The sequence below is a fragment of the Paralysiella testudinis genome (assembly GCF_016894345.1).
Lineage (GTDB): Bacteria > Pseudomonadota > Gammaproteobacteria > Burkholderiales > Neisseriaceae > Paralysiella > Paralysiella testudinis.
The window spans coordinates 2,076,749-2,102,739 of the sequence record NZ_CP069798.1 but is presented as its reverse complement, the minus strand read 5'-3'; the positions used below and the strand labels follow the sequence as shown (position 1 = coordinate 2,102,739).

Here is a 25,991-nt window from a genome sequence, read left to right as displayed (position 1 = left end):
AATGAATAAAATGTTAATCGCCACCGCGGCATTATTGGCACTGGCCGGCTGTGCCAGCCAACAAACACCTGCAACCACCGCCAACACCGGCAGCACTGCCGCCAGCAGCATGCAACTGGCCGAAGTGTCCAGCATCGACAGCACAGTAGAAGTGGCCTACACCTGCGACAGCCCCGAAGGGCCGAAAAAAGTAGGCGCCATGTATGGCGTAAAAGACAACACCTTGGTGGTGGCGCAAATTAAAATCGGCGATCAACTAACCCCCGGCCTCTACCGCGTGCTCAACGATGCCCAAGGCGAGCGCCAAAACAGCTATTACGGCAGCGGCCTTACTTGGACCACCGGTAAAGCCACTCCGGCCAATGCCAAAAAGGTGAACGGCGATATGCTCACCCAAGCCAGCGCATTGGATGCCATGGGCGCACCGGTGGGCACCCAAACCGTATTGTTGCGCACTTGCCGAGCCAATTAAGCCGCTAGCACATAGACGCAGTTTCAGGCAGCCTGAAATGGATTACTTAGGCTGCCTGAACCCATTTAACACAATGGAAAACCATGGCATATCAAGTATTGGCGCGCAAATGGCGCCCGAAAAAATTTGCCGATTTGGTCGGCCAAGAGCATGTGGTCAAGGCATTGGTGAATGCCTTGGGCAAAGGCCGCCTGCACCACGCCTATTTGCTCACCGGCACGCGCGGGGTGGGCAAAACCACCATTGCGCGCATTTTGGCCAAAAGTCTGAACTGCCCGCATGCAGAAGCAGGCGAGCCTTGCGGCGTGTGCGACAGCTGCACCCAGATTGACGCCGGGCGCTATGTGGATTTGCTCGAAATCGACGCCGCTTCCAACACCGGCATCGACAACATCCGCGAAGTGCTGGAAAACGCCCAGTATGCGCCCACGCTGGGGCGATACAAGGTTTACATTATCGACGAAGTACACATGCTGTCGAAAAGTGCCTTCAACGCCATGCTCAAAACGCTGGAAGAGCCGCCCGAGCACGTTAAATTTATTCTGGCCACCACCGATCCGCACAAAGTGCCGATTACCGTGCTCAGCCGCTGCCTGCAATTTGTGCTGCGCAACCTGAATGTACAGCAAGTGCACGATCACTTGGCGCATGTGCTTACCACCGAAAACACCGCCTACGAAGACGCTGCCTTGCAATTGCTGGGCCGCGCCGCCATGGGCTCTATGCGCGATGCACTCAGCCTGCTGGATCAAGCCATTGCCATGGGCTCCGGCAGCGTAAACGAAGCCGATGTACGCCAAATGATTGGCGCGGTAGACAAAAGCTATCTCTACGACTTATTGGCCGCACTGGCGGCGCAAAACGGCACCGTACTGATGGACAAAGCCGCTGAAATGGCCGGGCGCGCCATCGGCTTTGACAATGCCTTAAGCGAGCTGGCCTTACTGCTGCAACGGCTGGCCTTGCTGCAAACCATTCCCGCTGCCGTGGCCGCCGACGACCCCGAACGCGCCCGCCTGCAACAACTGGCCGCAAGCTTAAGCGGCGAACAAATCCAGCTTTATTACCAATGCGCCATCCGTGGCAAACAGGATTTAACCTTAGCGCCGGAAGAATACGCCGGTTTTGTGATGACCTTGCTGCGCATGCTTGCCTTTGCGCCGCTGGCCGCCGCCAAACAGCCCGCCAACGGCCAAATTAGCGGCAGCAGCTTACAAGATGCACCGCCAGAATCGGTGGCGATAGCGCCGATTGCTGCGCCCAATACCGATGCACCGGCAGTCGAACCGGTGGTAGAGCAACATCGCGCCGCACCTGAGTTTCAGGCAGCCTCAGTGGCGGAATCTGTGCCCAGTAACACCAATGCGGATAACGCCGACATCCCGCCGTGGCTGGATACCGAAGCAGAGATGGTCGCCGAAGCGGAAGTTATCGAAACCGCCGCTGGTGAGAATGAAGCAAACCCGCCTGCCAATAGGTCGGCTTATGCTGCCGCGCCTATGGTTGAATCTGCGGCTCAGCCTGTATTGGCCGAGCCTCAAGTCGCAGCGTATACCAGCCAATCAGCCACCACAGCAGCAGAAAAGCAGCATCATGCCGTGGCCGCAACAGATGTTCAGGCAGCCTTGGCATCATCGCCACCCGCCTCAGGCACGGCATCGCCGCCTATTGCCAACACTGAGCAGCAAGATGAAGCCCCTGCAACTTTGCCCGAGCTCACAGCGGCCAACTGGCCGCAAATCGTGGCCATGCTGGCGCACAAACTCGGCGCGGTGCAGTTGTTTGCCCAACATTCGGCAGTGGCTGCTTTTGATGCCGCCAGCGGCCATTTGCAATTGGCACTGGCTTCGGAAGGTGAAATCACCGCCGATAAAGCACGGCTGCAAAGGCTGGCCGAAGTATTGTCTGCCGCCTATGGCCGCCGCATTGAGGTTAGCACCGAGGCCTGGCAGCAAGACAGCGGCCTGGAAACCCAAGCCATGCGCTTGCAGCGCTTGCAGCAAGAAGCGCGGGCAGCGGCGCAGCAGCAATTGGAAGCCGACAGTGCCGCACAAAGCCTGATTAGCCTGTTTGGCGCCCAATGGCTGCCTGAAAGCCTGATTTTGAAAGAAGCCAATTAATACCAATTCTAAAAAATAGCTTAACTGCGTTGGCTCGCCTTAGCTCGAAGAGAACGATTTTGTAAGGTGCTAAAGCACCAACAAACTCTGTTCCGTACTAGCTGTACTGTCTGCGGCTCAGCTCAAAGAGAACGATTTACTAAGGCGCTGAAGCACCAAGTAAATCAGTTTCGCCTTGTTATCTTATTTTTTAGAATTGGTATAAGCTTATCGTTAAAAAACATTCAACCCTAAAAAAGGACATACCATGTTTGGAAAAGCCGGAATCGGCGGTTTGATGAAACAAGCCCAACAAATGCAGGAACGCATGAAACAAGCCCAGGCCGAGCTGGCCAATGTGGAAGTGAACGGCGAAGCCGGCGGTGGCATGGTGAGCGTCACCATGAACTGCCATTACGGCGTGAAGCGCATCCACATCGACGACAGCCTGTTGGCCGATGCCGCCGACGACAAAGAAATGCTGGAAGACCTGATTGCCGCCGCCGTGAACGATGCTGTGCGCAAAGCCGAAGCCACCAGCGCAGAGCGCATGGGGCAGTTTACCCAAGGCATGAATTTGCCCGCCGGCATGGGCGACTTGTTCAAATAAAGCGTGCGCCTTGTTTTCAGGCAGCCTGAATCACCATTAAGGCTGCCTGAATTTGTTTTGGCCTGCATATCCAGAGATACCATGAAACCCATTGACGCATTCAGCCGCCTCACCCAAGCCCTGAAAGTTTTGCCCAATGTCGGCCCCAAGTCGGCGCAGCGCATGGCTTATCAATTGCTGCAACACAAGCGCGACGGTGCCGAAGAATTGCTGGCCGCCTTGCAGCAGGCTTTGTTGCAAGTGCGCCATTGCCAGCAGTGCAACACCTTTTGCGAAGGCGATTTGTGCCATGTGTGTGCCGATGAAACCCGCGCACAAACTCGGCTGATGATTGTGCATATGCCGGCCGATGTGGCCAGCATGGAAACGGCCAATTGCCACGACGGCCTTTATTTTGTGCTGATGGGGCAGGTGAATCCGGCGCAAGGCATGGATTTGAGCCATATTGCTTTAGAAAAACTGGTGGCACGGCTGCAAAACAGCGCGGTGGAAGAAATCATCATCGCCACCAATTTCACTGCCGAGGGTGATGCCACCGCCTATGTGCTGGCCGAGCTGTTTAAAAATCTGCCTTACCGGGTGAGCCGTTTGGCGCGCGGTATGCCTTTGGGCGGCGAATTGGAATATGTGGATGCCGGTACTTTGGCGCAAGCCGTATACGAACGCAGGCAATTAAAATGAGCGCCAGCCAGAGCAAACCCAAATGGCGGCGTTGGCTGCGCGAAGCGCTGCAATTGGCGGTAATCTTATTGCTGGTGGGCGCTGCCGTGGATTGGTGGCGTGCGCCGCAACAGCCCTTGCAAGCCGCCGATACACCGCTTCAGCTAGTGGATGGCCGCAGCGTGAGCCTGCGGGCGCTCAGCCACGAGCAGCCGCTGGTGCTGTATTTTTGGGGCAGCTGGTGCGGCATTTGCCGCCATACTTCGCCCGCCATCGATAAGCTGGCACGCAACGGCCATGCGGTGCTGGGCGTGGCACTGCAATCGGGTGATGATGTCCAGATTGATGCTTATCTGCACCAACACGGCTGGCAGTTTGCCAATTTAAACGACAAGCAAGGCGATTGGTCGCGCCAATGGCAAGTGGCGGCCACACCCACCATTGTGCTGGTGAAAGACGGCCAAATGCGTTTCAGCACCAGTGGCATCAGCTCTTATTGGGGCTTGCGCGCGCGGCTGTGGCTGGTGTCGCTGTGGCCGCAATAGTGTTGAGGCTGCCTGAAATCAATCAATCTGTTATACCAATTCGAAAAAATAACCTAACTGCGTTGGTTCGCCTTAGCGCAAAGAGAGCGATTTTGTAAGGCGCTAAAGCGCCAACAAACTCTGTTCCGTACTAGGTGTACTGTCTGCGGCTCAGCTCAAAGAGAACGATTTACTAAGGCGCTGAAGCACCAAGTAAATCAGTTCCGCCTTGTTATCTTATTTTTTGAATTGGTATTACAGAAAAGGGAATAGCCAAAGCCGGCAATAACGTCTTTACATTTCAGGCTTTATATTTATATGAGAATGCGTAGCTTTAGTGATTTAAAGATAAAACCCAGTGTTTGTGGTTTAATTGCCTTACACGCGCTGGGTTTTAGTGAATGGGATGAGGATGCGCCAAGGCACATTCTATAGTGAAATCAATGAAAAACTGACTATATTTTAGGCAATAAATAAGACTATTATTTACATAAGCGAAACAGAAAACCTCTGTTTATCTTCTGTTTATCTATAGTCTCTATTTACCTAAATCATGGCTTTTACCTTGCTCGCTCTTGCTTTTTTCAGCAGCATACTTTTCAGAACAGCACCTATACAGGCTAAGTGCCCAACAGATTCAATGCCAAAAATATACCCGTATAAAGCGACCCCGCCAGCATCATTGCCGATAAGCAATATTTGCCCCAAGCCGGTAAGCGCAGCGCTTTGCTTACGCTGAAATAGCCCCAAGCGGCCAATGCCGAAGTGCCCGCCAGCCAAATAAATACCACGATGGAATAAGGCAATATAAACGCAAGCCCGAACAGATGCGTGGCATAAGCGCCCAGCAATAAGGCGATATGAGCCATGGCAATCAGCATAAAGCGCAGGGTGGTTTTCATCGGTATTCGCTTCCCACTATTGCTTAATCAAACCAAGCGGCGAATGGCTGCACCGGCATTCGTTTTGCAGGCTGCCTGAAACCATCATCAATACCCCAATCCCCACTTTTTACATTTAACCGCGCGGATGGTGCTCGGCCACCAATTGTTTCAGGCGTTCGTTGGCCACATGGGTGTAGATTTGGGTGGTGCCGATGTCGGCGTGGCCGAGCAGCATTTGCACCACGCGCAAGTCGGCGCCGTGGTTGACCAAATGGGTGGCAAAAGCATGGCGCAGACCGTGCGGGCTGAGGTGGCGGATGGCGGCGGTTTCGGCATGGCGGTTGACAATCATCCACGCCAGTTGGCGCGAAATGGCGCCTTTTTTTTGGCTCACAAACACCGCATCGCAGGCACGGCCTTTGAGTAGCCGAGGGCGTGCTTCGGCCAGATAGCGTTGCAGCCAATACACGGCTTCTTCGCCCAAGGGCACCAGCCGCTGCTTATCGCCTTTGCCGATGGTGCTGATTAAGCCTTGCTGTAAATCCAGCTCGCTTAAGGTAAGCTGCACGGCTTCGCTGACGCGCAGGCCGGTGGCATACATCAGCTCCAGCAAGGCTTTGTCGCGCAGGCCGTGGCTGCTGGCGGTGTCGGGCGCGGCCAAAAGAGCGTCGATTTGCGCTTCGCTGATGATGTCGGGCAGATGCCGCCCTTGTTTGGGCGCATGCAGATGGGTGGTGGGCAAATCGGGGCGGTGGCCGTATTCTTGCAGCCAAGCAAATAAACGCTTGCAGGCAGACAGGGCGCGGGCTTGGGAGCTGGTTTTTTCGTGCGCATCAAAAACGGCGGCGGCCAAATCCACACTATCTACACTCAGCCAATCCAGCCCGGCAGCTTGTAAGCGCCGGGCGATTTTGCTTAAGTCGTGGCGGTAGCCTTCCAAGGTGTTGTGTGCCAACTGCTCAGAGAGCCATAAATGCTCCAATACGCTGTCAATCGGCTGTTGCAGCGCTTCAGGCAGCCTGTCGGTGCTGTGTTCGGGCGTTACCATGTGGCACCTTCGTGTTGCAGCAGCCAGCGTTTGATGGCCAGGCTGGCTTCGTCGCCGCCAAAGCTGAAGCCGCCCAAACCACTGCTGGACACCACGCGGTGGCAGGGCACGATGATGGGCAGCGGGTTTTTGCCGCAGGCTTGGCCGACCGCACGCGGCGCGCTGCCGATGGCGCGGGCGATGTCGCCATAGCTGGCCACTTGGCCGTAGGGAATTTGCGCAATTGCCTGCCATACTTTTTGCTGGAAAGCCGTGCCGTTGCGGGAAACCGGGTGGGCAAACTGCTTAAGGCTGCCTGAAAAATAGGCGTTTAACGTGTCTGCCCAGTGGCCGCTCAACATTTCCGCCCACGGCGGCACGGCTTCGGCCCAATTCAATGCCAACAAGCTGTGGTTATCATCAAAATCCACCCGTATTACCGAACAAGGGGCGGTGTAGTAGCGGCTGTACATGGATGCTTTCATGGGTTTAGGCGGTTTTCAGAGCATCCAGCACCGCTTGCGCATGGCCGGCGGCTTTCACTTTGCGCCATTCGTGCACAATGTGGCCGTTGGCATCCAATACAAAAGTGCTGCGCTCGATGCCCAGCACTTTTTTGCCGTACATATTTTTTTCTTTAATCACATCAAACTGGCGGCACACGGCTTCGTCGGTGTCGGCCAGCAAAGCCACACTCAGGGCGTATTTGCACACAAAATTGTGGTGGCTTTTAACGCTGTCGCGCGAAATACCGGCCACGGTATAACCGGCTGCCTGAAACTGCGGCAGCAGGGCGCTGAATTCCTGTGCTTCGGTGGTGCAGCCGGGTGTGCTGTCTTTAGGATAGAAATACAACACCAGCGGCAAATGCTCGGCAGCGTTAAAAAGCTGGCCGTCTTGATCGGGCAGGGTGAACAGCATGGTTTGCGACATGGTTACTTCCTTGTGTGTGCTTGGGTGTTAATGATGCAAAAAGCGGTTTCAGGTAGCCTTGATACTGGTTCACGGCTGCGCCGGAGCGCGTACAAAAGCAGTAATCAGCGGCTCGTCGCCCACTTGGTGGCTGCAATGGCCGTGTTTTTGCGGGTCGAATGTTGCGCCTTCCGGCAGCGTGTCGGCAGAATAAAAATGTTGCCCGGCTTTGAATTGGCGGCTGCTGCCGTCTTGCAGGCCGATTTCCATAATCCCTTGCAATACAAACAGCCATTGCGGCGTGCCGGTGCAATGAAAGGCACTGCTAAAGCCCGGCGGGCTTTGGCGCAGTTGCAGGCCTTCGGCTTGAATCCACGCCGATAATCGGCTGGCGGGTGTGCCTTCGCTCAGCGCGATTTCTTGTTCACGAAAACGGGCATAGCCGTGTTCGTCGGTATAGAGAATGGTTTGGGTGAAGGTGCTCATGATGGTGCCGGCCTTGTATCTGGGTTAACAAAACAAACGGGAATGGGGCAGATTGTAGTGGCACCGGGCGGTTTTTGCTATGGCGGTGTGGGTGTTGCCGTTAGCTTGGCCAAATCCGCCACAGCAACGCGGCCACCGAAACCGCCAGCAGTGCCAAGGCAATGCGATTGATCCAGCCATGGCTTTCGCGGGCGTGGCGCCGCCACCAGCGCCACAACAAGGCCAATAAAGCCAACAACAGCAAGCAACGGGTAAGATAGGCAATCATGGTTTAGGGGGCGCACGAAGGGCGGTAAAGCCGCTATAATGAACGCTTTCCGTGTTTTTGCCCATACCCATGAACCATTCAGACAGTGTTGGCATTGTGGTGCCGCAATCTTTTGCCTTCGATACCCCCTTGCGCCTGCAAAACGGCAGTATCTTGCCGCATTTTACGCTGATGGTGGAAACCTACGGCAGGCTCAATGCCGACAAAAGCAACGCCGTGCTGGTATGCCACGCGCTCTCCGGCCACCACCATGTGGCGGGCTTTCATTCGCCCAACGATAAACACCCCGGCTGGTGGGACAATATGGTGGGCCCGGGCAAACCTTTAGACACCAACCGCTTTTTTGTGGTGGGCGTAAACAATTTGGGCGGCAGCCACGGTAGCAGCGGCCCTTTAAGCACCAATCCGTTTACCGGCAAGGCTTATGGTGCCGATTTCCCCTTGGTTACCGTGGCCGATTGGGTGAACAGCCAAGCCATGCTGGCCGACCGACTGGGCATTGCCCAATGGGCGGCGGTGATGGGCGGCAGCTTGGGCGGGATGCAGGCTTTACAATGGGCGATTGATTACCCCGAGCGCATCCGCCATGCGCTGGTGATTGCTTCTGCGCCCAAATTGTCCACCCAAAACATCGCCTTTAATGATGTGGCGCGCCAAGCCATCCTCACCGACCCCGATTTTCACGGCGGCCATTATGCCGACCACGGCACCGTGCCGCGCCGCGGCCTGCGCATTGCGCGCATGATGGGCCACATCACCTATTTGGCCGAAGAAGGCTTGGGCAAAAAATTCGGCCGCCAGCTGCGAAGCGGCAGCTACCGCTTTGATTACGATGTGGATTTTGAAGTGGAATCGTATTTGCGCTATCAGGGCGACAAATTTGCCGATGCCTTTGATGCCAACACCTATTTATTGATGACCAAAGCGCTGGATTATTTCGACCCGGCCAAAGCCTTCGGCCACAACCTCAAAGCCGCCGTGGCCGGCACCCAAGCACGCTTTTTTGTGGCCAGCTTCAACAGCGATTGGCGCTTTGCTCCCGAGCGCTCGCAAGAATTGGTGCAAGCGCTGGTGGCGGCCAAAAAGCCGGTGCAATATGTGGCCTTGCAATCCAGCCACGGCCACGACGCCTTTTTGATGGACGACACCGCCTATATGCAGGCGGTGCGGATTTATTTTAACAACATCGCCCAGGAGTTTGGCGCATGAAACCGGCCATCCGCATCCGCGACGACTTGCAATTGATTTACGACTGGATACCTTCAGGCAGCCGCGTGCTCGATTTGGGCTGCGGCGACGGCGAATTGCTGGCCGCCTTGGTGGCGCACAAACACTGCCACGGCTACGGCGTGGAAATCGACACCGACAGCGTGCTGGCGGCGATGCAGCGCGGCATTAACGTGATTCAGGCCGACTTGGAACAAGGCTTGCAGCATTTTGAAGACGCCAGCTTTGATGTGATTGTGTTGAGCCAAACCATCCAAGCCATGCAAAACACCGAAACCATTTTGCAAGACATGATGCGCGTGGCCAAAGAAGCGATTGTGTCGTTTCCCAATTTCGGCTACTGGAAAAACCGCTTGCAAATCGGCCTGTTAGGCCATATGCCCGTATCCGAGCGCATGCCTTATCAGTGGTATAACACCCCCAATATCCACTGGTGCACCTTGCAAGACTTCGACCAATTGTGCGCCCAAAATCAGCTCACCGTGCGGGAGCGCGCCGTGATGAGCGGCAGCCGCCGCATCAATAAACTGCCCAATCTGCGCGGTAGCTTGGCGTTTTACCGTGTGGGCTAGAGTGTGAAAAGGTAAAAAAGGCTGCCTGAAACGGATTTCAGGCAGCCTTAATCATATTTCTGCATTGTTCGCTTATGGTGCCGTAGCGTCTCGCAATAAGCCGCTATTGCCGCCGTTTTGTGCGGGCATGTGCGGCACAATATCATCGTCGGTAAAGGGTTTGCCATCGGCGCCAAGGCTGCGCAAATGGTATTGTCTTTCGCCAACACGCTGATAAAAAAAGTATTCGGGCTGGCCGCTAATGGCGCTGGTGAGCGGATCAAATAAGATAATCGAGCGCTCTTGGGGCAGCGTGTCTTGCAGTGCCGCCAGCGATGCCGGATATTGCCCGTGCTGCACTTGGTAAGATTCGATGGTGCTCACCAGTGAATCCAGGTTGTTTTGCGCCATTTGGCCACGCAAATCATCATAAACGCCGCCGCGCTGTGCAAAGCCAAAATAAAACAAGGCGCTGTAAATCAACACTGTAAAGGCAATACCGGCGGCACCCATGGCGGCCAGCAGCTTGCCACCGCGTTTGGCGCTCACTAAGCCCCAAACCAAGGCGATTAGGCCAAACACCACGCCCAGCAAGGGAATAAACGACATACCGCCCACCACAAAGGGAAAGACACCCAGTTTGTCGGTATTGGTGTTGTCTGCTTTGTGTGTCATTTAAAATCTTTCCAATAAAACAATCTGCTCGTTATCAAAACCAGACATAAGGCTGCCTGAAAACAAGCACTTCAAGAGGCCGATGGCGGCGCCTGAGCGGCGGCCAGCGCCGTGGGGTTGGGCGTGGCGGCGCCGATTTTGGTGTAGGTGTTGTGGTCGGTGTGCAAAAACGGCTCGCTTTGGCCGGGAATAATCAATACGGTTTCTTGCTGGTAAGACCAAGTGCCGTTGTCGTGCAGGGTGATGGTGATGTCGTAACGTTCGGTTTTAAAGGCATATTCCAAAAACGGATTGGAAACTATGCCGTTGCTGGTGGCGCCGCGCACGGCTTGGAGGTGGAAGGTTTTGGCATCGGCAGTGGTTTTGCCCATCGCCAGCGCTGCTTGGCCGCGCGGAATGGTGAGCGTTTGGATAATGTTGCCGGTGGCCGGTTCCCACAGCCAGTAGCCCACTTGATCGTGAAAGGTTTCCACATCATTGGGTTTGACGATATGGGTGTGGTAGCGTAGGCCGTAAAACAATTGCGGGCCGTTGGTTTGCGCATCAATCGGTTGCAATTCGATGTGCTCGATAAACGCCCGTGTTTCCGGGCCGTCGGCCTTGGGGTTTACATCCACCCCGATTTGGCCGCGCCAAATACCGGCCATGGCGGCCAAGGGGCCTAAATTGGCCAAGGTGTCTACGCTGGGTTGCGGTTCGGTATAAATATCTTTGGGAAATTGGCTCATGCTGTGTACCGGGGTTTAAACAAGGTTTCAATCGGACGCAGGCGGCAGAGGCGCCGCCGTCCATCAAGGCAATAAGCGGCTTGGCCAGATTATTGCCCGCTGATTGCGGCTTTCAGGCTGGTAATGCGCTTTTGGGTTTCATCCAATTCACACATGCCGGCAAATGCGTTTTTCCAGGCATCCGAGCCGCCTTCAATGGCGCCGTGCAGGGCACATTGTGCCGAGCGATATTGACGCCAAGCGTTTTGCTCGGTTTTGAATATGCTGTTCATATTATCGGGGCTTTCGGCATCCCGGTTTATTTTTTGCTGGTATTGTACTTCCAGCGTGCTGAGTTGGCGATCCAGTGCCAGGCGGGAAAAATAAGCACACTGGTTAGCACCGATGGCGGAACCGGCCATAACGCCATCGGGATTGCACGACAGCTCGGCGATTCTTTGTTCGTATTGTTGCTGCAGGCAGCCTGCGTTGGTGCAGCGGTTGCGTGCGGCCAGCCAGGTTTTTTGTTCGGCTTGCAGTTTGTTAGGTGCGGTGGTGCTTTGTATTGCGGTCGTAAAGGTTTCGGCTAGGGTGTCGTCTAGAGAAGACAGGTTGTCGTTTTGGCAAATCAGCTGCTCGGCGGTGGTGCGTACCTGCTGGCAATCGAAGCTGGCGCCAAAAACAACGGCGGGAAACAACAATACAATCAGTAAAATGCGATGCATGATGATGCTCCTGTGCTGGAAAGCTTGTTTACATTGGTGAACACGGCATGATTCAGGCTGCCTGAAAGTGTGGTCGGTACCCGTGTGGCTTGTCTTTGCGAGGAGGCGGTGTTAAGTATGAGCTACTAAAATATTGGGCTTGTCGGTCAAATGCAGCCGGGAGCCTAAATTGCCGCAACAGTTTTAGCGGCATTGAACCAACATTGTCTCCAAGTCTGTGGCGGCTTTTTGTGCCCCCAAGTCTGAAAAATAAAGGCCATTGGCTTTAATTTTTCCCTTAAAGCGCCGTTCTTCTGGAGTGTAAACCAGTTTGGTTCTGATGCCGATAACATTGGCTTTGGAGAAATCGCCGGTTTCCAGTGTGCCGTTTGCTCCATTTGTAATCATCGGCTCGTTATTCCAGTTTTTTTGCGTTTTGGCCATTTGCGCCAGAGCAGATGCGGCGCAGGCAATGGCGTTTTGCCGCGAAAGGGCATTTTGCGTTTGTACATTCAGGCTGGCGGTGGGTTCGATAAGGGCACAGCCGCTAAAGCCAAGGGTTGATAAAGCCATTATCCAGAAAATTTTCATTTTTAATCCTCTTTCCCGCTAAAAATAAACTAAGTGTCTTCTGCTTCTTTATCCCATTGCTGCAACTGCGCCAATTTTTCGCCAATTTTGATTTCTAATCCTCTTGGCACCGGCTGATACCAGCCGGGCGCGGGCATGTCGTCGGGCAGATAGGTTTCACCGGCGGCGTAGGCATGGGGTTCGTCGTGGGCATAGCGGTATTTATGCCCGTAGCCCAGCTCTTTCATCAGCTTGGTGGGGGCGTTGCGCAAGTGTACCGGCACTTCACGGCTTTGGTCTTGTTGGATAAAGGCGCGCGCTTGGTTGTAGGCCATATAACCGGCATTGCTTTTGGCGGCCACGGCCAGATAAATCACCGCTTGCGCCAACGCCAGCTCGCCTTCGGGGCTGCCTAAGCGCTCGTAGGTAAGGGCGGCATCGTTGGCAATTTGCATGGCGCGCGGGTCGGCCAAGCCGATGTCTTCCCAGGCCATGCGGATGATGCGGCGCGACAGATAGCGCGGATCGGCGCCGCCATCGAGCATACGGGTAAGCCAATACAGGGCGGCATCGGGGTGGGAGCCGCGCACCGATTTGTGCAGGGCGGAGATTTGGTCGTAAAAGTTGTCGCCGCCTTTGTCGAAACGGCGGCTGTTGAGGGTGAGTGCATTGTCGATAAAGGCCGCGTCGATATGCTGCACGCCGCTGGCCGCAGCGGCGGTTTGGCATTGTTCTAAGAGATTAAGCAGCCGGCGGGCATCGCCGTCGGCATAGCCGATTAAGGTGTTGACGGCACGCTCGTCAAACGCCAATCCGCTCAAGGCTTTGCTTTGTGCGCGTTGGAATAGCTGTTGTAATTCTGCTTCGCTAAGCGATTGCAACACATATACTTGCGCGCGCGACAGCAATGCCGAATTCACTTCAAACGAGGGGTTTTCGGTGGTGGCGCCGATAAAGGTAACCAAGCCACTCTCGGCATAAGGCAGCAGTGCGTCTTGTTGGGATTTATTGAAGCGGTGGATTTCGTCCACAAACAAAATAGTGCTTTTGCCTTGCGCCAAATTTTGCTCGGCTTGCGCCATCGCCGCGCGGATGTCTTTGACACCCGAGAATACGGCGGAAAGGGCGATAAAGGCGCAGTTAAAAGCGGTGGCGGTGAGGCGGGCAAGGGTGGTTTTGCCCACGCCCGGCGGGCCCCAGAAAATCATTGAATGCGGTTTACCGGATTGAAATGCCAGCCGCAAGGGCTTGCCCGCACCCAATAAGTGAGATTGGCCGATTACGTCGTCCAGACTTTGCGGGCGCAAGGCTTCGGCCAGCGGTGCCACCGGGGCTTGGGTAAACAAGTCAGCCATGATATGCCTTGATATGTTTGGCGATGGTGGACTGGCAGACGGAGAAATACGGGTTCATGATGTGCGGCATTAAGGGTAGGGCAAAAGCGTATTGTATCACTGCTGCCTTTAAAGCTGCCTGAAAGGCAGTTTGAAGAAAATCAATCAATCCCAAGTTGCCCTAAAGGCTACCTGAAAGCAGCGTTTATGTTTTTCAGGTAGCCTTTAGGATAATGGTGGGGTAAACGCAGTAGGGTGCGCCGTGCACACCGCCGCAAGCTTAAAATTCTGGGTAGCACGTCCTACAATATGCTGCCTGAAAAGGAGGGGGAAATACGCCATAGCGGCATTTGCAGCGCAAGGATTTGCGCTATAATCGGCGCTAAATTTGTGGGCGCCAAGCCGGTGCTTTATTTTGGGAGCGTATGGATATGAAAACGGTTTTTGTGGCCGCTACTGCGGCAATATTGGCTTTGGGCGGCTGTGCGGCCAATGGCGGTTTTGACACCAATCAAGGCATGAATATGGGTAGCGGCTTGGTGAAAACCATGGTCGACAACCAATGCCGTACCGAATTGAACAACCGCAACGAGTGGCGGGTGGTGGCGCTGGCGATGACGGCGCAAAAACAGCGCGAATGGGAAGACAAAATTTGCGGCTGTGCCAGCGAAGAAGCACCGCAACACCTAAATGTAAACGACATGGCCGCCATGTTGGATGCCAACCAACGCACGCAAGTGGTGGCCAATGTGACCGCCAAAACCGTCACCGCCTGCGTCAACCGTTTAATGAAATAGTTTAATGAAATAATACCCAGCCCTGCCGCCGGTGGGGCTGTTTGGGAGTGTTATGAAATACATCAGCACCCGCGGCGAAACCGCGCCGCAAACTTTCAGCCAGGCTTTATTAATGGGTTTGGCGCCCGATGGCGGCCTGATGCTGCCTGAAAGCTATCCGCACATCAGCGCCGCCACCTTGGAAACTTGGCGTGATTTGTCTTATGCCGAGTTGGCGTTTCAGATTATCAGCCTGTTTGCCACCGATATTCCGGCCGCCGATTTGCGCAAAATTGTGAACCAAACCTATACCGCCGAAGTGTTTGGCAGCGCCGACATCACCCCGGTGCGCCGCTTGCACGACGGCATTTTAATCCAAGGCTTGTCCAACGGCCCCACGCTGGCGTTTAAAGACATGGCCATGCAATTGCTGGGCAATTTGTTTGAATATGTGCTGGCGCGCGAAGGCAAAACGCTCAACATCATCGGTGCCACCAGCGGCGACACCGGCTCGGCTGCCGAATATGCTTTGCGCGGCAAAGCGGGTATTCAGGTGTTTATGCTGTCGCCCGAAGGCAAAATGAGCGCCTTTCAGCGCGCGCAAATGTACAGCCTCACCGATGCCAATATCCACAATATCGCCATCAACGGCATGTTCGACGATTGCCAAGATATTGTGAAAGCACTGCAAAACGATGAGCGCTTTAAAGAAGAATATTACCTAAGCACCGTAAACTCGATTAACTGGGGGCGCATTGTGGCGCAGGTGGTGTATTACTTTAAAGGCTATTTTGCCGCCACCAGCAGCAATGAAGAAAAAGTGAGTTTTTGTGTGCCCAGCGGCAATTTCGGCAATGTGTGCGCCGGCCATATCGCCCGCCAAATGGGTTTGCCCATCCACCGCTTGCTGGTGGCCACCAATGAAAACGATGTGCTGGAAGAATTTTTTAAAACCGGCCGCTACAAACCGCGCGGTGCGGCGCAAACTTGGGTTACCTCCAGCCCGTCGATGGACATTTCCAAAGCCTCCAATTTCGAGCGCTTTGTGTTCGACTTGATGGACAGAGACGGCACCCAAATCCGCGCCTTATGGGCCGAAGTGGGCACCGGTAAAGGCTTTGATTTGCAGCTGCAACTGGACAAAATCCACGAACAATACGGCTTTGCCGCGGCCAAAAGCCTGCACGCCGACCGTTTGCGCACCATTGCTGCGGTATACGCCGAAGACGGCGAGCTGGTAGACCCGCACACCGCCGACGGGATTAAAGTGGCGCGCCAACTGCGCCAAGCCGGTGAAAAAATCGTGTGTTTGGAAACCGCATTGGCGGCTAAATTTGCCGACACCATCGCCGAAGCCGTGGGCAAAGACATCCCCATTCCGCGCCCGGCGGCGCTGGCCGATTTGGAAACCTTGCCGCAGCGGGTAACGGTGTTGCCCAATAATCCCACTGCGGTGAAAATGGTGATTAAAGAAACCTTGGCGGGATAAGGTTTTAAATTGAATTGAGCAAAGGCTGCCTGAAACAAAGATTTTCAGGCAGCCTTTAATTTTTGGCACTTAAACCGTTTGCGAATACTTGGCGGCGGTGTCGCGATGGCGCAAATGGTAGTCGAATACCATGGCGATGTTGCGGATCAGCAGGCGGCCTTTGGCGCTCACGCGGATGCCGTCGGCGCTCAGTTGCAGCAGGTTTTGCTGCGCCAATGTCTGCAAATCGGCCAGTTCGGCGGCAAAGTAATCGGCAAAGTTTTTTTCGCCGCAACGTGTTTGGTAGTCGGCAAAATCAAGGGCAAAGCGGCACATTAAGTCTTGGATGATGTCGCGGCGCAGAATGTCATCATCGTTGAGCTGATAGCCGCGCAAAATGGGCAGGCGGTTTTCATTTAGCGCGGCGTAATACGCTTCGATGTCTTTTTCGTTTTGGCTGTAGGTGGTGCCGATTTTGCCGATGCTGGAAACGCCAATGGCCACCAAATCGCAATCGGCATGGGTGGAATAGCCTTGAAAATTGCGTTGCAAACGGCCCGCTCGCAGGGCGATGGCCAGCTCGTCGTCGGGTTTGGCAAAGTGATCCATGCCGATAAACACATAGCCGCGCTCAATTAAGGTGCGCACGGTGTTTTGTAAGATATCCAGCTTGGTGTTGCTGCCGGGTACGGCATCGGTGTCGATGCGCCGCTGCGGTTTGAAAATATGCGGCAAATGGGCGTAGTGGTATACCGCCAATCGGTCGGGCGATAAGGCCAAAACCTTATCCAGTGTGGCCTGCATGGTGTCGGTGTCTTGATGCGGCAGGCCGTAAATCAAATCTACGCTCACCGATTTAAACCCGGCAGCGCGTGCTGCTTCAATCACGTTGCGGGTTTCGGCTTCGCTTTGGATGCGGTTCACCGCAGCTTGCACGCGCGGGTCGAAATCCTGAATACCTACGCTCATGCGGTTAAAGCCGAGCTTGCCCAGTAAAAACACGCTGTCGCGGCTTACTTTGCGCGGGTCAATTTCAATTGAGTATTCGCCCTCGGGCATCAGCGTGAAGTGGCGGCGGATGCTGTCGAACACGCGCGCCAGTTGCTCATCGCTTAAAAAAGTGGGCGTGCCGCCGCCAAAGTGCAGCTGTGCCAGCAAAGGCTTGCCTTGCCAGTTTTGCGCTTGCAAGGCCAATTCTTTGTCCAGATAATCCAGATATTCATCGGCACGGCTTTTGTCTTTGGTGATGATTTTATTGCAGCCGCAGTAGTAGCAAATGGTGTTGCAAAACGGAATATGCACATACAGCGACATGGCTTCTTGGCCATTGTGCTGCTGTAATGCGGCTTGGTATTGCCGAGCACCGAAGCCTTGGTGAAAGCGGTCGGCAGTGGGATAAGAGGTGTAGCGCGGGCCTGAGGCGGGCAGGCTGGCAATGAGTTGGCGGTCAAAATCGATGTGGATGGGGACGGCTGTGGCGGTGTGTGGTGTGGTCATTGTTTTATAAATAAATTGGTGGTGGATGAATGCGTTTGTTTTTGTTGATGCGGTGATTATGCGGTTTGGGCGCACATCGGCAAATATGATACACTGCGAGCGCAACAAGTGCGAATCGGCAAGCATGCACTGCCATACCAACCCATACTACTGCCGGTGTGGTGTTTGGCAAAATTGGTAAGCTTGGGCAAGGTTTTGGCAGCAAATAAAACAATATAAGCCGGACAAGGCGTAGGCTTGTATTTAACGGTGGCCAGTATGGCGGTATCGGCATTAAATTGCGTTGACATGCATCAATAAGAAACTGTCATGCTGCCTGAAAATACAGACAATACTGAATTTAAAAATAAGCTAATAAGACAGCCAATAGCTACCTTATGAGTGGTGGCTGATGCGCACCCAACATCGTTAAGACGGGTGTTTATTTTTGGGTTTATTAAACAACGGGCACACACATGATCACACTACACAAACAAGGCGAAATGACGCAGAAGCTGTGTTCAAACTGTTCTTTGCATGCGCTGTGTATGCCGGTGGGCTTGAACGGCGAGGAAATGGCGGATTTGGATGCGGTGATGAAGCAAAGCCGCCGCCTGAAAAAAGGCGAATACCTGTTTCGCTCCGGCGAGCCGTTTGCTTCGTTGTTTGCGGTGCGCACGGGGTTTTTCAAAACCACGGTGGCCAGCCAAGATGGGCGCGACCAGGTAACCGGCTTTTTGATGTCGGGCGAATTGATTGGTATGGATGGCATTTGCGGGCAGATACACAGCTGCGATGCGGTGGCGCTGGAAGACAGCGAAGTGTGCGAGCTGCCGTTTGTTAATCTGGAAGAAGCGGGCAGCAAGCTGCCTTCGCTACAAACCCATTTCTACAAGCTGATGAGCCGGGAAATCGTGCGTGATCAAGGGGTGATGCTGCTGCTGGGCAATATGCGCGCCGAAGAGCGTTTGGCGGCATTTTTGTTGAATTTGTCGCAGCGCTTAAGCGATCGCGGCTTTGCGGCCAACGATTTTATTTTGCGCATGTCGCGCGAGGAAATCGGCAGCTATTTGGGGCTGAAACTGGAAACGGTGAGCCGCACTTTATCGCGTTTCCAGCAGGAAGGCTGGGTGAAAGTAGAACATAAGCATATCCGGATTTTGCAGCCGGAGGTATTGAAAACCATGGTGGCCGGATGTGAGCATGCGATTTAAAACGCGGTCATAGCAGCACAGCGTACCGTTTTGATACGGTGCGCTTTTTAGGGCTTGATAAATCTCTGTAGTCACCCCTGAAGAATCCATTCTTCCCGACTCTCTCCCACCCACCCCATAAGCCAAAAATACAACCACGCCAGTAATTTGCGCAGGTTGTAGGCAGCGGCAGCCAGAATCGGGTTCAAACGGTTGCCTGCTTCCCCTTTCAGGTGGTTTCTGCCCATACGGTTATCCGCCTTTAAGTGGCCTATTATCGGTTCTATTGCTGCTCTGCGTTTCATCCATCTTTTCATACTGCGGCTCGCTGTTTTCGGAATCTTACCGACCAGATGGATGATAGGCTTGCCCGATCCGTTTTGTTGATGTCCCCGGTATCCTTGGTCACAGTAGACATGTTGCGGGCTATGCCCACACACTTGCTGCATGTGTGCCAATGCATCAGCCAGTGTATGCCCGTCGTAAGGGTTGGCTAATCCTTGGGCACTCAATACCCAGTTGTTCTTCGAGCTGCTGACGAGGGAAACTTTATTACCGAATTCGTATTTTTTGTGTGCTTTGCCTTTGCCGATGCAATGCACTGCGGTTTCATGCCAACTGTAGATTTTGTTGGTGTCGCCGGTTTGTTGTCGGTAAATCAGTCGGGCGCGATCCAATAGGCTTTGTAGGGCTTGATCGGTTTGGCTGCCTTTGCGTTCCAGTTCGCGAATGATGCGGCCAAGGTAGTTTTTTAAAGTTTTGCAGGCTTTGTTGGCACGTTTGTATTGGCGGGCATGACGATAGCGGTTGTTGAGGATGAAGGCTTTCTTGCCGCTGCGCGCATAGCTTTGGCGTAAGGGAATATTGTGCTCTTGAGCGGCTTTGACCAATACTTGCCGGGCTTTGTGGTAGAGCTTGGCGTCTGTGGGAAAGGTGATGTTCTTTTCTTGTACGGTGGTGTCGACGTTGATGTGGTGAAATTCGCTGGGTTGGATGGCACCGCTTTCTTGGGCTGTGCGCAGTGTTTCAATCAGTAGGGCTTCGGCTTTATCTCCTACCCGCCGGCGCCATTTGACCAGTGAGGTGGGGTGTAGGGAAGTTGGTGCTGTAGGAATGAGTAGCCGCAAAAATATTGCCAGTAGGGGTTTTCCAGCCAGCGTACCAATACGCTTTCATCGCTTTCGTCAAAGGCGTGTTTGAGGTAATGCAGTCCGGCCAAAAGGCGGGTGGGTAGCGGCGGGTGGCCGGGGCCGGTGGTGTAGACGGTGTCGATTTGGGTGGCGATTCTGTCCCAGTTAATCTGATGCGCCAGTTTAACCAATGGGTGGCTCATGTTGATGATTTGGGACAGCTGTAATTGGAATAGGTCGGGGTGGTTGTCCGTGTGTTTGGGCTTCATAACTGCAAGGTTTTTGGGGTAGATTGGGGGTTTCTTGCAGTTGATTATAGTGGATTTTGAGCGTTTGTTTAATTAAATCATGAGGGTGGGGATTCTTCAGGGAGGACTCTGTATTAAAAAAGGCTGCCTGAAATTGTTTCAGGCAGCCTTTGATTTTGGCTAAATGGTTTATCCGGCGGCGTTTTCTTTGGCCAGCTGTTTGTCCATTTTCTCTTCAAATTCACGCATACATTTAGCCGCAATTGCCAACATGGTGTCGATTTCCTTTTTGGTAATCACCAAGGGCGGGGCGGCCACCATATGGTCGCCGCAGGCGCGCATGATGAGGTTGTGTTTGAAGAAAATATCGCGGCACATCAAGCCGGTGGTACCGAAGTCGGGGAAAAGCTCGCGTGTGGCTTTGTCTTTCACCAAGGTAAAGCCGCAAATCAGGCCTTCGCAGCGCACGTCGTCCACATATTTAAATTTACTGAAGGTTTCGTGCCAGCGCTTTTGCATATAGGGGCCGATTTTGTCGTGCACGCGATCAACAATGCCTTCGTCTTGCAGAATTTCCAGGTTTTTCTGCGCCACGGCAGCCGCCACGGGGTGGCCGGCATAGGTGAAGCCGTGATTGAATTCGCCACCGGCGAGCAAGCCTTCGGTAACCTTATCGCTCACCAACACGGCACCAATGGGCAGATAGCCGGAAGAAAGACCTTTGGCGGTGGTGATGATGTCTGGTTTGAAGCCCATGGCCTGATGGCCGAACCAATGGCCGGTGCGGCCAAAGCCGCAAATCACTTCGTCGGCCACCAACAGGATGTCGTGCTTGCGGCAAATTTCTTCGATGCGCGGCCAGTAGGTTTTGGGCGGAATAATCACGCCGCCGGCACCCTGAATCGGCTCGCCCACAAAGGCGGCGATTTTGTCGGCGCCGATTTCGTTGATTTTTTCTTCCAGCCAGTTGGCGGCGCGGATGCCGAAATCGTCGGCGCTTTCGCCGTCTTTGGCCAAGCCGTAATACCAAGGCTGCTCAATGTGTACCACATTGGCAATCGGCAAATCGCCTTGGGCGTGCATGCCTTTCATGCCGCCCAAGCTCGCGCCGCCAATGGTGGAGCCGTGGTAGCCGTTCCAGCGGCCGATGATGATTTTTTTGCTTGGTTTGCCGAGGCTAGCCCAATAATGGCGCACCATACGCATCATGGTGTCCACCGATTCGGAGCCGGAGCCGGTGTAAAACACGTGGTTGAAATTGGCTGGCGCCACTTCAGAGAGCTTGGCCGACAATTCCACCACTGCCGGGTGGGTGGTTTTGAAGAAGGTGTTGTAAAAGGGCAGCTCGTCCATTTGTTTTTTGGCCACACGCGCCAGCTCTTTGCGGCCGTAGCCGATGTTCACACACCACAAACCGGCCATGCCGTCGATGATTTCATTGCCTTCATCGTCATACACATAAATGCCTTTGCCTTTCACCATCACGCGCACACCATCGCGTGCCAAGGCGGCATTGTCGGAAAACGGGTGCAAATGGTGTTTGGCGTCTTGTTTACTGTAGTCTTTCTTGCTCATGTTTTGCTCCTTAGCAGTTACTGTTGTTCAGGCTGCCTGAAAAATGGGCAGCCATTTAAATTATGTTGGTTCAGGCAGCCTTGTTGGCGCGGGCCGCCTGATTCCGATAGCCCTGACTTACACATGCAGCAGCAAATATTTGCGTTCCCACGGGCTGATAACGCGGAAATATTCGGCCACTTCTTTTTCTTTCACGCCGATGTACATATCCACAAAACGCTTGCCCATGATTTCCTGAATCGGCTCGCAGGCGCGCAGGCGTTCGATGGATTCTTCTACGGTGGTGGGGAATTGATAAGGCAGCTCGTAGGCGTTGCTGGACAAGGGGGCGCTGGGTTGCAGCTTTTCTTTAATCCCCAAGTAGCCACAGGCCAGCGAGCAGGCGGTGGCCAGATAGGGGTTCACATCCACCCCAGCCAGGCGGTTTTCCACTCGGCGGCCTTGGGGCGAGGAACGCGGCACGCGCAAGCCCACGGTGCGGTTGTCGTAGCCCCATTCCACATTGGTGGGGGCGGCGGTGTAGCGGGTGAGGCGGCGGAAGGAGTTTACATAGGGCGCAAAAAACGGCATGGTCATGGGCAGGTATTTTTGCAGACCGCCGATAAAGTAGAAAAACAGCTCTGAGGGCGAGCCGTCTTCATTGCTGAAGGCGTTGTTGCCGCTGGCCATGTCGGTGAGGCTTTGGTGGATGTGCATGGCGCTGCCCGGCTCGCCTTCCATCGGTTTAGCCATAAAGGTGGCGTACATTTTGTGGTGAAACGCGGCTTCGCGTACGGTGCGTTTGAATAAAAATACTTGGTCGGCCAAGTCCAGCGCATTGCCGTGCAAAAAGTTGATTTCCATTTGCGCGGCGCCCAGTTCGTGAATCAGGGTATCCACTTCCAGATTTTGTGCGTGGCAGTGATCGTAGATTTCTTCAAACAAGGGGTCGAATTCGTTTACTGCGTCGATGGCATAAGAGCGGCGGCCAAATTCGCTGCGGCCGGTGCGGCCGATGGGCGGGGTGAGCGGCACGTCTGGATCGGGGTTGGGCGAAATCAGGTAAAACTCCATTTCCGGCGCCACCAAAGGCTCCAAGCCCATGTTTTCATAGTATTTGAGCACGCGTTTGAGTACGTTGCGCGGTGCGGTTTCCACCGGCAGGCCGTCGGGGGTGAAGCAGTCGTAGATGATGCTGGCGGTGGGGTCTTGTGCCCATGGCACGTGGCGGATGGTGGCTGGGTCGGGGCGCAGCTCCATATCGGGGTCGGTGAGGTCCATCATGTCGTCGCTGGGGAAGTCGCCGGTAACGGTTTGGATCAACACCGCTTCAGGCAGCCGCATTTCCGGCTCGGACATAAATTTGTCTTTGGGGATGATTTTACCGCGGGCCACGCCGGTGATGTCGGGCAGGATACATTCTACTTCGGTGATGCGTTGCTCTTTGAGCCACTCAAAAATACTGTTGTACATAGGGCACCTGTTGGTTGTGGTTATGGATTTAGGGTTGCATTTTTTGCTGGCGGTAGGCGGCACAGGCAGCGGCAAAGGCGCCGAACAGCGCCACGGAAGCCGGTTTTTGGTCGTATTGCCATTCGGGGTGCCATTGGACTGCATAGCCGAAGGTTTTGGCGGCATCGATGCGGAAGGCTTCGATAATACCGTCATCCGCCACGGCTTCGGCGGTGAGCCCCGGTGCCAAGTCTTTAATGCCTTGCTGGTGCAAGGAGTTGACGCGGGTGTGGTCGCTGCCCAGCCATTGTTGCAACAGGCTGCCTGAAAGCAGGGTGATGTTGTGGGCGTCGCCATATTGGGTGGGAATGTCGCCTTCGGGCTCGCGGTGATCCATTTTGCCGGGCAATTCCTGGATGTGTTGGTGCAAAGTGCCGCCCAAAGCCACGTTGATTTCCTGAAAGCCACGGCATACGCCGAACAAGGGCATACCCAAATCGAGCACGGTGCGGATTAAGGGCAGGGTGGTATTGTCGCGCAAGGGGTCGTGCAAAGTGCCTTCGCGGGCGGCGCCTTCGCCGTAATGGCGCGGCTCCACATTGGAATGCGAGCCGGTGAGAAACAGGCCGTCCAGCTGCGGTAGCAGCCGCGCCAGCTTTTGCTGGTCGCCTAAAGCCGGCAGCAATACCACATCGCCGGCGGTGTGTTGTACTGCCTGGATGTATTTGTCGCCAACGGCGTGAAAATCCCATTTGCCAACCGGTTTGACATCGCAGGGAATGCCGATTAACGGGCGTGCTTGCATGTGTGTTTTCCTTTAAGTACCCAAGATATTTAAACTGGCAGCCATTATTCTATTGACTTGGTTGCGGGCTGTGGCAACGCAAGGCTGCCTGAACTATCCCATGCCGTTTGTAAAATGGCAAGGGGGCACCGATGCTGCACTGCGGCAGTTTTCGGCACCGCCTAGCATAAAAAAACCTGCCGCAACAAGCGGCAGGTTGGGGATGGCGCAATACTTAAACATGTTTTAAACACCGCTTTTTTGTTGGCGCAAACATTGCTGGTGGCGCGCAACCATGCTGGCTTCGCCGCCCAGTTTTTGCAATTGTTCATCCGGCGTCATTTTGGAAAAAGCCTTGATTTCTTTGGCGCTCATGGCTTCGAGCGGCTCATCCCACATGCACACACAATAAGGCTCAATTACCTTGTCGGATTGCCCGGCCAGGCCGTATTGCGCCAATTCTTGTTCCCACGTGGGGGCAAACGGGCCGTTTTTAACGCACGAAGCAATAATCTTGCCTTTGGCTTGCGGCTTGGACATGGCGCATTGCGACAGAAAAAACATACCGGCAAACAAAAGGGTAATCACCCACAGCCAAATGCGGATGGTGCGGATTTTATTGCGCGGCTTGGGTGTGGCGGCTTCAGCCATGCAGGCTCTCCATGCGAATCATGGTTACCGGGGCAAAAGTGCGCGGCAGTGCTTCGATTTCGGCAATGGCGGCGGTGATGTGTTTTTCTTGGGTGCTGTGGGTGAGAATCACAATTTCGGCGGTTTCGTGGCACACCACGCCTTTTTGGATTAGGGCTTCAATCGACACGCCGCGGGCGGCCAGAATATTGGCCACTTCGCCCAATACGCCCGGCTCATCTTGGGCGGAAACGCGCAAATAATAGCTGCTGGTGATTTCGCTCATCGGCAATACCGGCAAATCTTGCACTTGCGTGGGCTGGAAAGCCAGATAGGGCACGCGGTTGCCTGCGTTGGCGCCCATCAGGCGGCCGGTGTCGATGATGTCGGCCACCACCGCGCTGGCTGTGGGTGCGGCACCGGCGCCGGGGCCGTAATACAGGGTTTCGCCCACCATATCGGCCTGTACCTGCACCGCGTTCATTACACCGTTAACATTGGCCAAGAGGCGCACTTCGGGAATCAGTGTGGGGTGTACGCGCAATTCAATGCCGGCGGCGGTTTTGCGGGTGATGCCCAATAATTTGATGCGGTAGCCCAGCTCTTCGGCGTAGCGGATGTCTTGGCTTTCCAAACGGCTGATGCCTTCCAGGTAGCAGTGATGGAAATTGAGCGGCGTGCCAAACGCCAGTGCCGACATAATGCTCAGCTTATGGGCGGCATCGTGGCCTTCGATATCGAAAGTGGGGTCGGCCTCGGCATAGCCCAGCTCTTGTGCCTGCTTGAGCACATCGGCAAAGGCGCTGCCGTGCTCGCGCATTTCGGTGAGGATGAAATTGCTGGTGCCGTTGATGATGCCGGCAATTGATTCGATTTGGTTGGCGGCCAAGCCTTCGCGTAAGGCTTTGATGATGGGAATACCGCCGGCCACGGCGGCTTCAAACATCACCATCACATTGTTTTGTTCGGCCAAGGCGAAAATTTCGTTGCCGTGTTCGGCCAGCAGCTTTTTATTGGCAGTTACCACATGCTTGCCGTTGCTGATGGCCGCCACCACTGCGTCTTTGGCCACGGTGGTGCCGCCAATCAATTCCACCACCACATCCACATCGGCGCTGGTAACCACATCGGCCACTTCGGTGCTGAGCATAATATCGCTGCCGCATACGCGCTGGGCGCGCTCAAGATTGCGGCTGGCGGCGCGGGTAATCACCACTTCGCGCCCCAAGCGGCGCGCAATTTCGGCGGCGTTGGTTTGCAGTAATTTGACGGTACCGCCACCCACGGTGCCGACGCCCAGAATGCCAATGCGGATAGGCTGCATGCTTGCTCCTTATAACAAAGCCAAATGTAGTTATGGTAAGGTTATACCAATCCTAAAAATAACCTAACTGCGTTGGCTCGCCTTAGCGCAAAGCGAACGACTTTGTACGGCGCTAAAGCGCCAACAAACTCTGTTCCGTACTAGGTGTACTGTCTGCGGCTCAGCTCAAAGAGAACGATTTACTAAGGTGCTAAAGCACCAAGTAAATCAGTTCCGCCTTGTTATCTTATTTTTAGAATCGGTATT

Annotated in this window: 27 protein-coding genes and 1 pseudogene; 10 read left to right on the top strand and 18 right to left on the bottom strand. The window is 54.5% G+C overall.

The genetic code is table 11. The features are described 5' to 3' along the window. The first annotated feature begins 1 nt into the window (after position 1). From JQU52_RS10850 to JQU52_RS10830, 5 genes are all read left to right on the top strand, one after another. The gene (locus tag JQU52_RS10850; RefSeq protein ID WP_230338501.1) at positions 2-472 is read left to right on the top strand and encodes a hypothetical protein; all 471 of its coding nucleotides are present in this window, start codon (positions 2-4) and stop codon (positions 470-472) included. A gap of 83 nt (positions 473-555) precedes the next feature. Continuing rightward, positions 556-2,592, top strand: a complete 2,037-nt coding sequence (gene dnaX, locus JQU52_RS10845) for a DNA polymerase III subunit gamma/tau (RefSeq protein WP_230338500.1) — start codon at positions 556-558, stop codon at positions 2,590-2,592. A 247-nt stretch (positions 2,593-2,839) separates the two neighbouring features. Then, entirely contained in the window at positions 2,840-3,181 is a 342-nt protein-coding gene (locus JQU52_RS10840; RefSeq protein WP_230338499.1) for a YbaB/EbfC family nucleoid-associated protein, read from the top strand. A gap of 81 nt (positions 3,182-3,262) precedes the next feature. Further along, on the top strand, positions 3,263-3,862 hold the full coding sequence (gene recR / locus JQU52_RS10835; RefSeq protein WP_230338498.1) for a recombination mediator RecR: 600 nt from the start codon (positions 3,263-3,265) through the stop codon (positions 3,860-3,862). Then, on the top strand, positions 3,859-4,386 hold the full coding sequence (locus JQU52_RS10830) for a protein disulfide oxidoreductase (RefSeq protein ID WP_230338497.1): 528 nt from the start codon (positions 3,859-3,861) through the stop codon (positions 4,384-4,386). The genes recR and JQU52_RS10830 overlap by 4 nt, the downstream gene beginning before the upstream one ends. 599 nt (positions 4,387-4,985) lie before the next feature. On the opposite strand, the gene JQU52_RS10825 is transcribed toward JQU52_RS10830, so the two are convergent. The 6 genes from JQU52_RS10825 to JQU52_RS10800 form a co-directional block, all read right to left on the bottom strand. Then, positions 4,986-5,267, bottom strand: coding sequence for a hypothetical protein (locus JQU52_RS10825; protein WP_230338496.1), 282 nt, complete (start codon positions 5,265-5,267; stop codon positions 4,986-4,988). A 115-nt stretch (positions 5,268-5,382) separates the two neighbouring features. After that, on the bottom strand, positions 5,383-6,297 hold the full coding sequence (xerD, locus tag JQU52_RS10820; protein ID WP_230338495.1) for a site-specific tyrosine recombinase XerD: 915 nt from the start codon (positions 6,295-6,297) through the stop codon (positions 5,383-5,385). Continuing rightward, positions 6,291-6,761, bottom strand: coding sequence for a methylated-DNA--[protein]-cysteine S-methyltransferase (locus JQU52_RS10815; RefSeq protein WP_230338494.1), 471 nt, complete (start codon positions 6,759-6,761; stop codon positions 6,291-6,293). Before JQU52_RS10815 ends, xerD begins: the two co-directional genes overlap by 7 nt. A 4-nt stretch (positions 6,762-6,765) precedes the next feature. Continuing rightward, positions 6,766-7,209, bottom strand: coding sequence for a peroxiredoxin (locus tag JQU52_RS10810; RefSeq protein ID WP_230338493.1), 444 nt, complete (start codon positions 7,207-7,209; stop codon positions 6,766-6,768). 69 nt (positions 7,210-7,278) lie between these two features. Further along, complete coding sequence (locus JQU52_RS10805) at positions 7,279-7,674, bottom strand: cupin domain-containing protein (protein ID WP_230338492.1); 396 nt, start codon at positions 7,672-7,674, stop codon at positions 7,279-7,281. Between the two features lie 100 nt (positions 7,675-7,774). Then, complete coding sequence (locus JQU52_RS10800) at positions 7,775-7,942, bottom strand: protein MIGRI (protein ID WP_230338491.1); 168 nt, start codon at positions 7,940-7,942, stop codon at positions 7,775-7,777. Between the two features lie 69 nt (positions 7,943-8,011). Here JQU52_RS10800 and metX point away from each other — a divergent pair, with 69 nt between their 5' ends. Further along, positions 8,012-9,151, top strand: coding sequence for a homoserine O-succinyltransferase MetX (gene metX / locus JQU52_RS10795; RefSeq protein ID WP_230338490.1), 1,140 nt, complete (start codon positions 8,012-8,014; stop codon positions 9,149-9,151). 8 nt (positions 9,152-9,159) lie between these two features. Next, positions 9,160-9,741 (top strand): methionine biosynthesis protein MetW, encoded by a 582-nt coding sequence (metW, locus tag JQU52_RS10790; protein WP_230340568.1) that lies wholly within the window; start codon positions 9,160-9,162, stop codon positions 9,739-9,741. A 72-nt stretch (positions 9,742-9,813) separates the two neighbouring features. Here metW and JQU52_RS10785 read toward each other — a convergent pair whose 3' ends face one another. The 5 genes from JQU52_RS10785 to JQU52_RS10765 all read right to left on the bottom strand — a co-directional run bounded on the left by JQU52_RS10785 (position 9,814) and on the right by JQU52_RS10765 (position 13,731). Then, positions 9,814-10,395, bottom strand: coding sequence for a type II secretion system protein GspG (locus tag JQU52_RS10785; RefSeq protein ID WP_230338489.1), 582 nt, complete (start codon positions 10,393-10,395; stop codon positions 9,814-9,816). 71 nt (positions 10,396-10,466) lie between these two features. Beyond that, the gene (locus JQU52_RS10780; RefSeq protein WP_230338488.1) at positions 10,467-11,123 is read right to left on the bottom strand and encodes an FABP family protein; all 657 of its coding nucleotides are present in this window, start codon (positions 11,121-11,123) and stop codon (positions 10,467-10,469) included. A gap of 89 nt (positions 11,124-11,212) precedes the next feature. Then, positions 11,213-11,827, bottom strand: a complete 615-nt coding sequence (locus JQU52_RS10775) for a lysozyme inhibitor LprI family protein (protein ID WP_230338487.1) — start codon at positions 11,825-11,827, stop codon at positions 11,213-11,215. 183 nt (positions 11,828-12,010) lie between these two features. Next, positions 12,011-12,397 carry a hypothetical protein gene (locus JQU52_RS10770; RefSeq protein ID WP_230338486.1) on the bottom strand — a complete coding sequence of 129 codons (387 nt, stop codon included), beginning with the start codon at positions 12,395-12,397 and terminating at the stop codon, positions 12,011-12,013. Positions 12,398-12,426: 29 nt separating this feature from the next. Further along, positions 12,427-13,731: a replication-associated recombination protein A gene (locus JQU52_RS10765; RefSeq protein WP_230338485.1), complete on the bottom strand. Its 1,305-nt coding sequence runs from the start codon at positions 13,729-13,731 to the stop codon at positions 12,427-12,429. 404 nt (positions 13,732-14,135) lie between these two features. Between JQU52_RS10765 and JQU52_RS10760 the strand changes: the two genes are divergently transcribed. Further along, positions 14,136-14,507 carry a hypothetical protein gene (locus JQU52_RS10760; protein ID WP_230338484.1) on the top strand — a complete coding sequence of 124 codons (372 nt, stop codon included), beginning with the start codon at positions 14,136-14,138 and terminating at the stop codon, positions 14,505-14,507. Between the two features lie 52 nt (positions 14,508-14,559). Then, positions 14,560-15,975, top strand: a complete 1,416-nt coding sequence (gene thrC / locus JQU52_RS10755; RefSeq protein WP_230338483.1) for a threonine synthase — start codon at positions 14,560-14,562, stop codon at positions 15,973-15,975. Between the two features lie 69 nt (positions 15,976-16,044). Here thrC and hemN read toward each other — a convergent pair whose 3' ends face one another. After that, positions 16,045-17,451 carry an oxygen-independent coproporphyrinogen III oxidase gene (gene hemN, locus JQU52_RS10750; RefSeq protein WP_230338482.1) on the bottom strand — a complete coding sequence of 469 codons (1,407 nt, stop codon included), beginning with the start codon at positions 17,449-17,451 and terminating at the stop codon, positions 16,045-16,047. Positions 17,452-17,906: 455 nt separating this feature from the next. Here hemN and fnr point away from each other — a divergent pair, with 455 nt between their 5' ends. Then, positions 17,907-18,644, top strand: coding sequence for a fumarate/nitrate reduction transcriptional regulator Fnr (fnr, locus tag JQU52_RS10745; RefSeq protein ID WP_230338481.1), 738 nt, complete (start codon positions 17,907-17,909; stop codon positions 18,642-18,644). Between the two features lie 71 nt (positions 18,645-18,715). On the opposite strand, the pseudogene JQU52_RS10740 reads toward fnr, so the two are convergent. From JQU52_RS10740 to JQU52_RS10715, 6 genes and pseudogenes are all read right to left on the bottom strand, one after another. Then, positions 18,716-20,022: pseudogene (locus JQU52_RS10740) on the bottom strand (IS5 family transposase). 168 nt (positions 20,023-20,190) lie between these two features. After that, positions 20,191-21,576 carry an aspartate aminotransferase family protein gene (locus tag JQU52_RS10735; protein ID WP_230338480.1) on the bottom strand — a complete coding sequence of 462 codons (1,386 nt, stop codon included), beginning with the start codon at positions 21,574-21,576 and terminating at the stop codon, positions 20,191-20,193. Positions 21,577-21,693: 117 nt separating this feature from the next. Then, a complete protein-coding gene (locus JQU52_RS10730) occupies positions 21,694-23,028 on the bottom strand; it encodes a glutamine synthetase family protein (protein ID WP_230338479.1) in 1,335 nt (444 codons plus the stop codon). A 28-nt stretch (positions 23,029-23,056) separates the two neighbouring features. Beyond that, on the bottom strand, positions 23,057-23,812 hold the full coding sequence (locus tag JQU52_RS10725) for a gamma-glutamyl-gamma-aminobutyrate hydrolase family protein (protein ID WP_230338478.1): 756 nt from the start codon (positions 23,810-23,812) through the stop codon (positions 23,057-23,059). Between the two features lie 225 nt (positions 23,813-24,037). Further along, positions 24,038-24,442 (bottom strand): hypothetical protein, encoded by a 405-nt coding sequence (locus tag JQU52_RS10720; RefSeq protein ID WP_230338477.1) that lies wholly within the window; start codon positions 24,440-24,442, stop codon positions 24,038-24,040. Beyond that, entirely contained in the window at positions 24,435-25,745 is a 1,311-nt protein-coding gene (locus JQU52_RS10715; RefSeq protein ID WP_230338476.1) for a homoserine dehydrogenase, read from the bottom strand. Before JQU52_RS10715 ends, JQU52_RS10720 begins: the two co-directional genes overlap by 8 nt. Positions 25,746-25,991 lie beyond the last annotated feature (246 nt).

Bases quoted from the DNA above. Each gene is read 5' to 3' on its own strand.
- JQU52_RS10850 (WP_230338501.1), top strand. From the start codon at position 2: ATGAATAAAATGTTAATCGCCACCGCGGCATTATTGGCACTGGCCGGC.
- dnaX (WP_230338500.1), top strand. From the start codon at position 556: ATGGCATATCAAGTATTGGCGCGCAAATGGCGCCCGAAAAAATTTGCC.
- JQU52_RS10840 (WP_230338499.1), top strand. From the start codon at position 2,840: ATGTTTGGAAAAGCCGGAATCGGCGGTTTGATGAAACAAGCCCAACAA.
- recR (WP_230338498.1), top strand. From the start codon at position 3,263: ATGAAACCCATTGACGCATTCAGCCGCCTCACCCAAGCCCTGAAAGTT.
- JQU52_RS10830 (WP_230338497.1), top strand. From the start codon at position 3,859: ATGAGCGCCAGCCAGAGCAAACCCAAATGGCGGCGTTGGCTGCGCGAA.
- JQU52_RS10825 (WP_230338496.1), bottom strand. From the start codon at position 5,267: ATGAAAACCACCCTGCGCTTTATGCTGATTGCCATGGCTCATATCGCC.
- xerD (WP_230338495.1), bottom strand. From the start codon at position 6,297: ATGGTAACGCCCGAACACAGCACCGACAGGCTGCCTGAAGCGCTGCAA.
- JQU52_RS10815 (WP_230338494.1), bottom strand. From the start codon at position 6,761: ATGAAAGCATCCATGTACAGCCGCTACTACACCGCCCCTTGTTCGGTA.
- JQU52_RS10810 (WP_230338493.1), bottom strand. From the start codon at position 7,209: ATGTCGCAAACCATGCTGTTCACCCTGCCCGATCAAGACGGCCAGCTT.
- JQU52_RS10805 (WP_230338492.1), bottom strand. From the start codon at position 7,674: ATGAGCACCTTCACCCAAACCATTCTCTATACCGACGAACACGGCTAT.
- JQU52_RS10800 (WP_230338491.1), bottom strand. From the start codon at position 7,942: ATGATTGCCTATCTTACCCGTTGCTTGCTGTTGTTGGCTTTATTGGCC.
- metX (WP_230338490.1), top strand. From the start codon at position 8,012: ATGAACCATTCAGACAGTGTTGGCATTGTGGTGCCGCAATCTTTTGCC.
- JQU52_RS10785 (WP_230338489.1), bottom strand. From the start codon at position 10,395: ATGACACACAAAGCAGACAACACCAATACCGACAAACTGGGTGTCTTT.
- JQU52_RS10780 (WP_230338488.1), bottom strand. From the start codon at position 11,123: ATGAGCCAATTTCCCAAAGATATTTATACCGAACCGCAACCCAGCGTA.
- JQU52_RS10775 (WP_230338487.1), bottom strand. From the start codon at position 11,827: ATGCATCGCATTTTACTGATTGTATTGTTGTTTCCCGCCGTTGTTTTT.
- JQU52_RS10770 (WP_230338486.1), bottom strand. From the start codon at position 12,397: ATGAAAATTTTCTGGATAATGGCTTTATCAACCCTTGGCTTTAGCGGC.
- JQU52_RS10765 (WP_230338485.1), bottom strand. From the start codon at position 13,731: ATGGCTGACTTGTTTACCCAAGCCCCGGTGGCACCGCTGGCCGAAGCC.
- JQU52_RS10760 (WP_230338484.1), top strand. From the start codon at position 14,136: ATGGATATGAAAACGGTTTTTGTGGCCGCTACTGCGGCAATATTGGCT.
- thrC (WP_230338483.1), top strand. From the start codon at position 14,560: ATGAAATACATCAGCACCCGCGGCGAAACCGCGCCGCAAACTTTCAGC.
- hemN (WP_230338482.1), bottom strand. From the start codon at position 17,451: ATGACCACACCACACACCGCCACAGCCGTCCCCATCCACATCGATTTT.
- fnr (WP_230338481.1), top strand. From the start codon at position 17,907: ATGATCACACTACACAAACAAGGCGAAATGACGCAGAAGCTGTGTTCA.
- JQU52_RS10735 (WP_230338480.1), bottom strand. From the start codon at position 21,576: ATGAGCAAGAAAGACTACAGTAAACAAGACGCCAAACACCATTTGCAC.
- JQU52_RS10730 (WP_230338479.1), bottom strand. From the start codon at position 23,028: ATGTACAACAGTATTTTTGAGTGGCTCAAAGAGCAACGCATCACCGAA.
- JQU52_RS10725 (WP_230338478.1), bottom strand. From the start codon at position 23,812: ATGCAAGCACGCCCGTTAATCGGCATTCCCTGCGATGTCAAACCGGTT.
- JQU52_RS10720 (WP_230338477.1), bottom strand. From the start codon at position 24,442: ATGGCTGAAGCCGCCACACCCAAGCCGCGCAATAAAATCCGCACCATC.
- JQU52_RS10715 (WP_230338476.1), bottom strand. From the start codon at position 25,745: ATGCAGCCTATCCGCATTGGCATTCTGGGCGTCGGCACCGTGGGTGGC.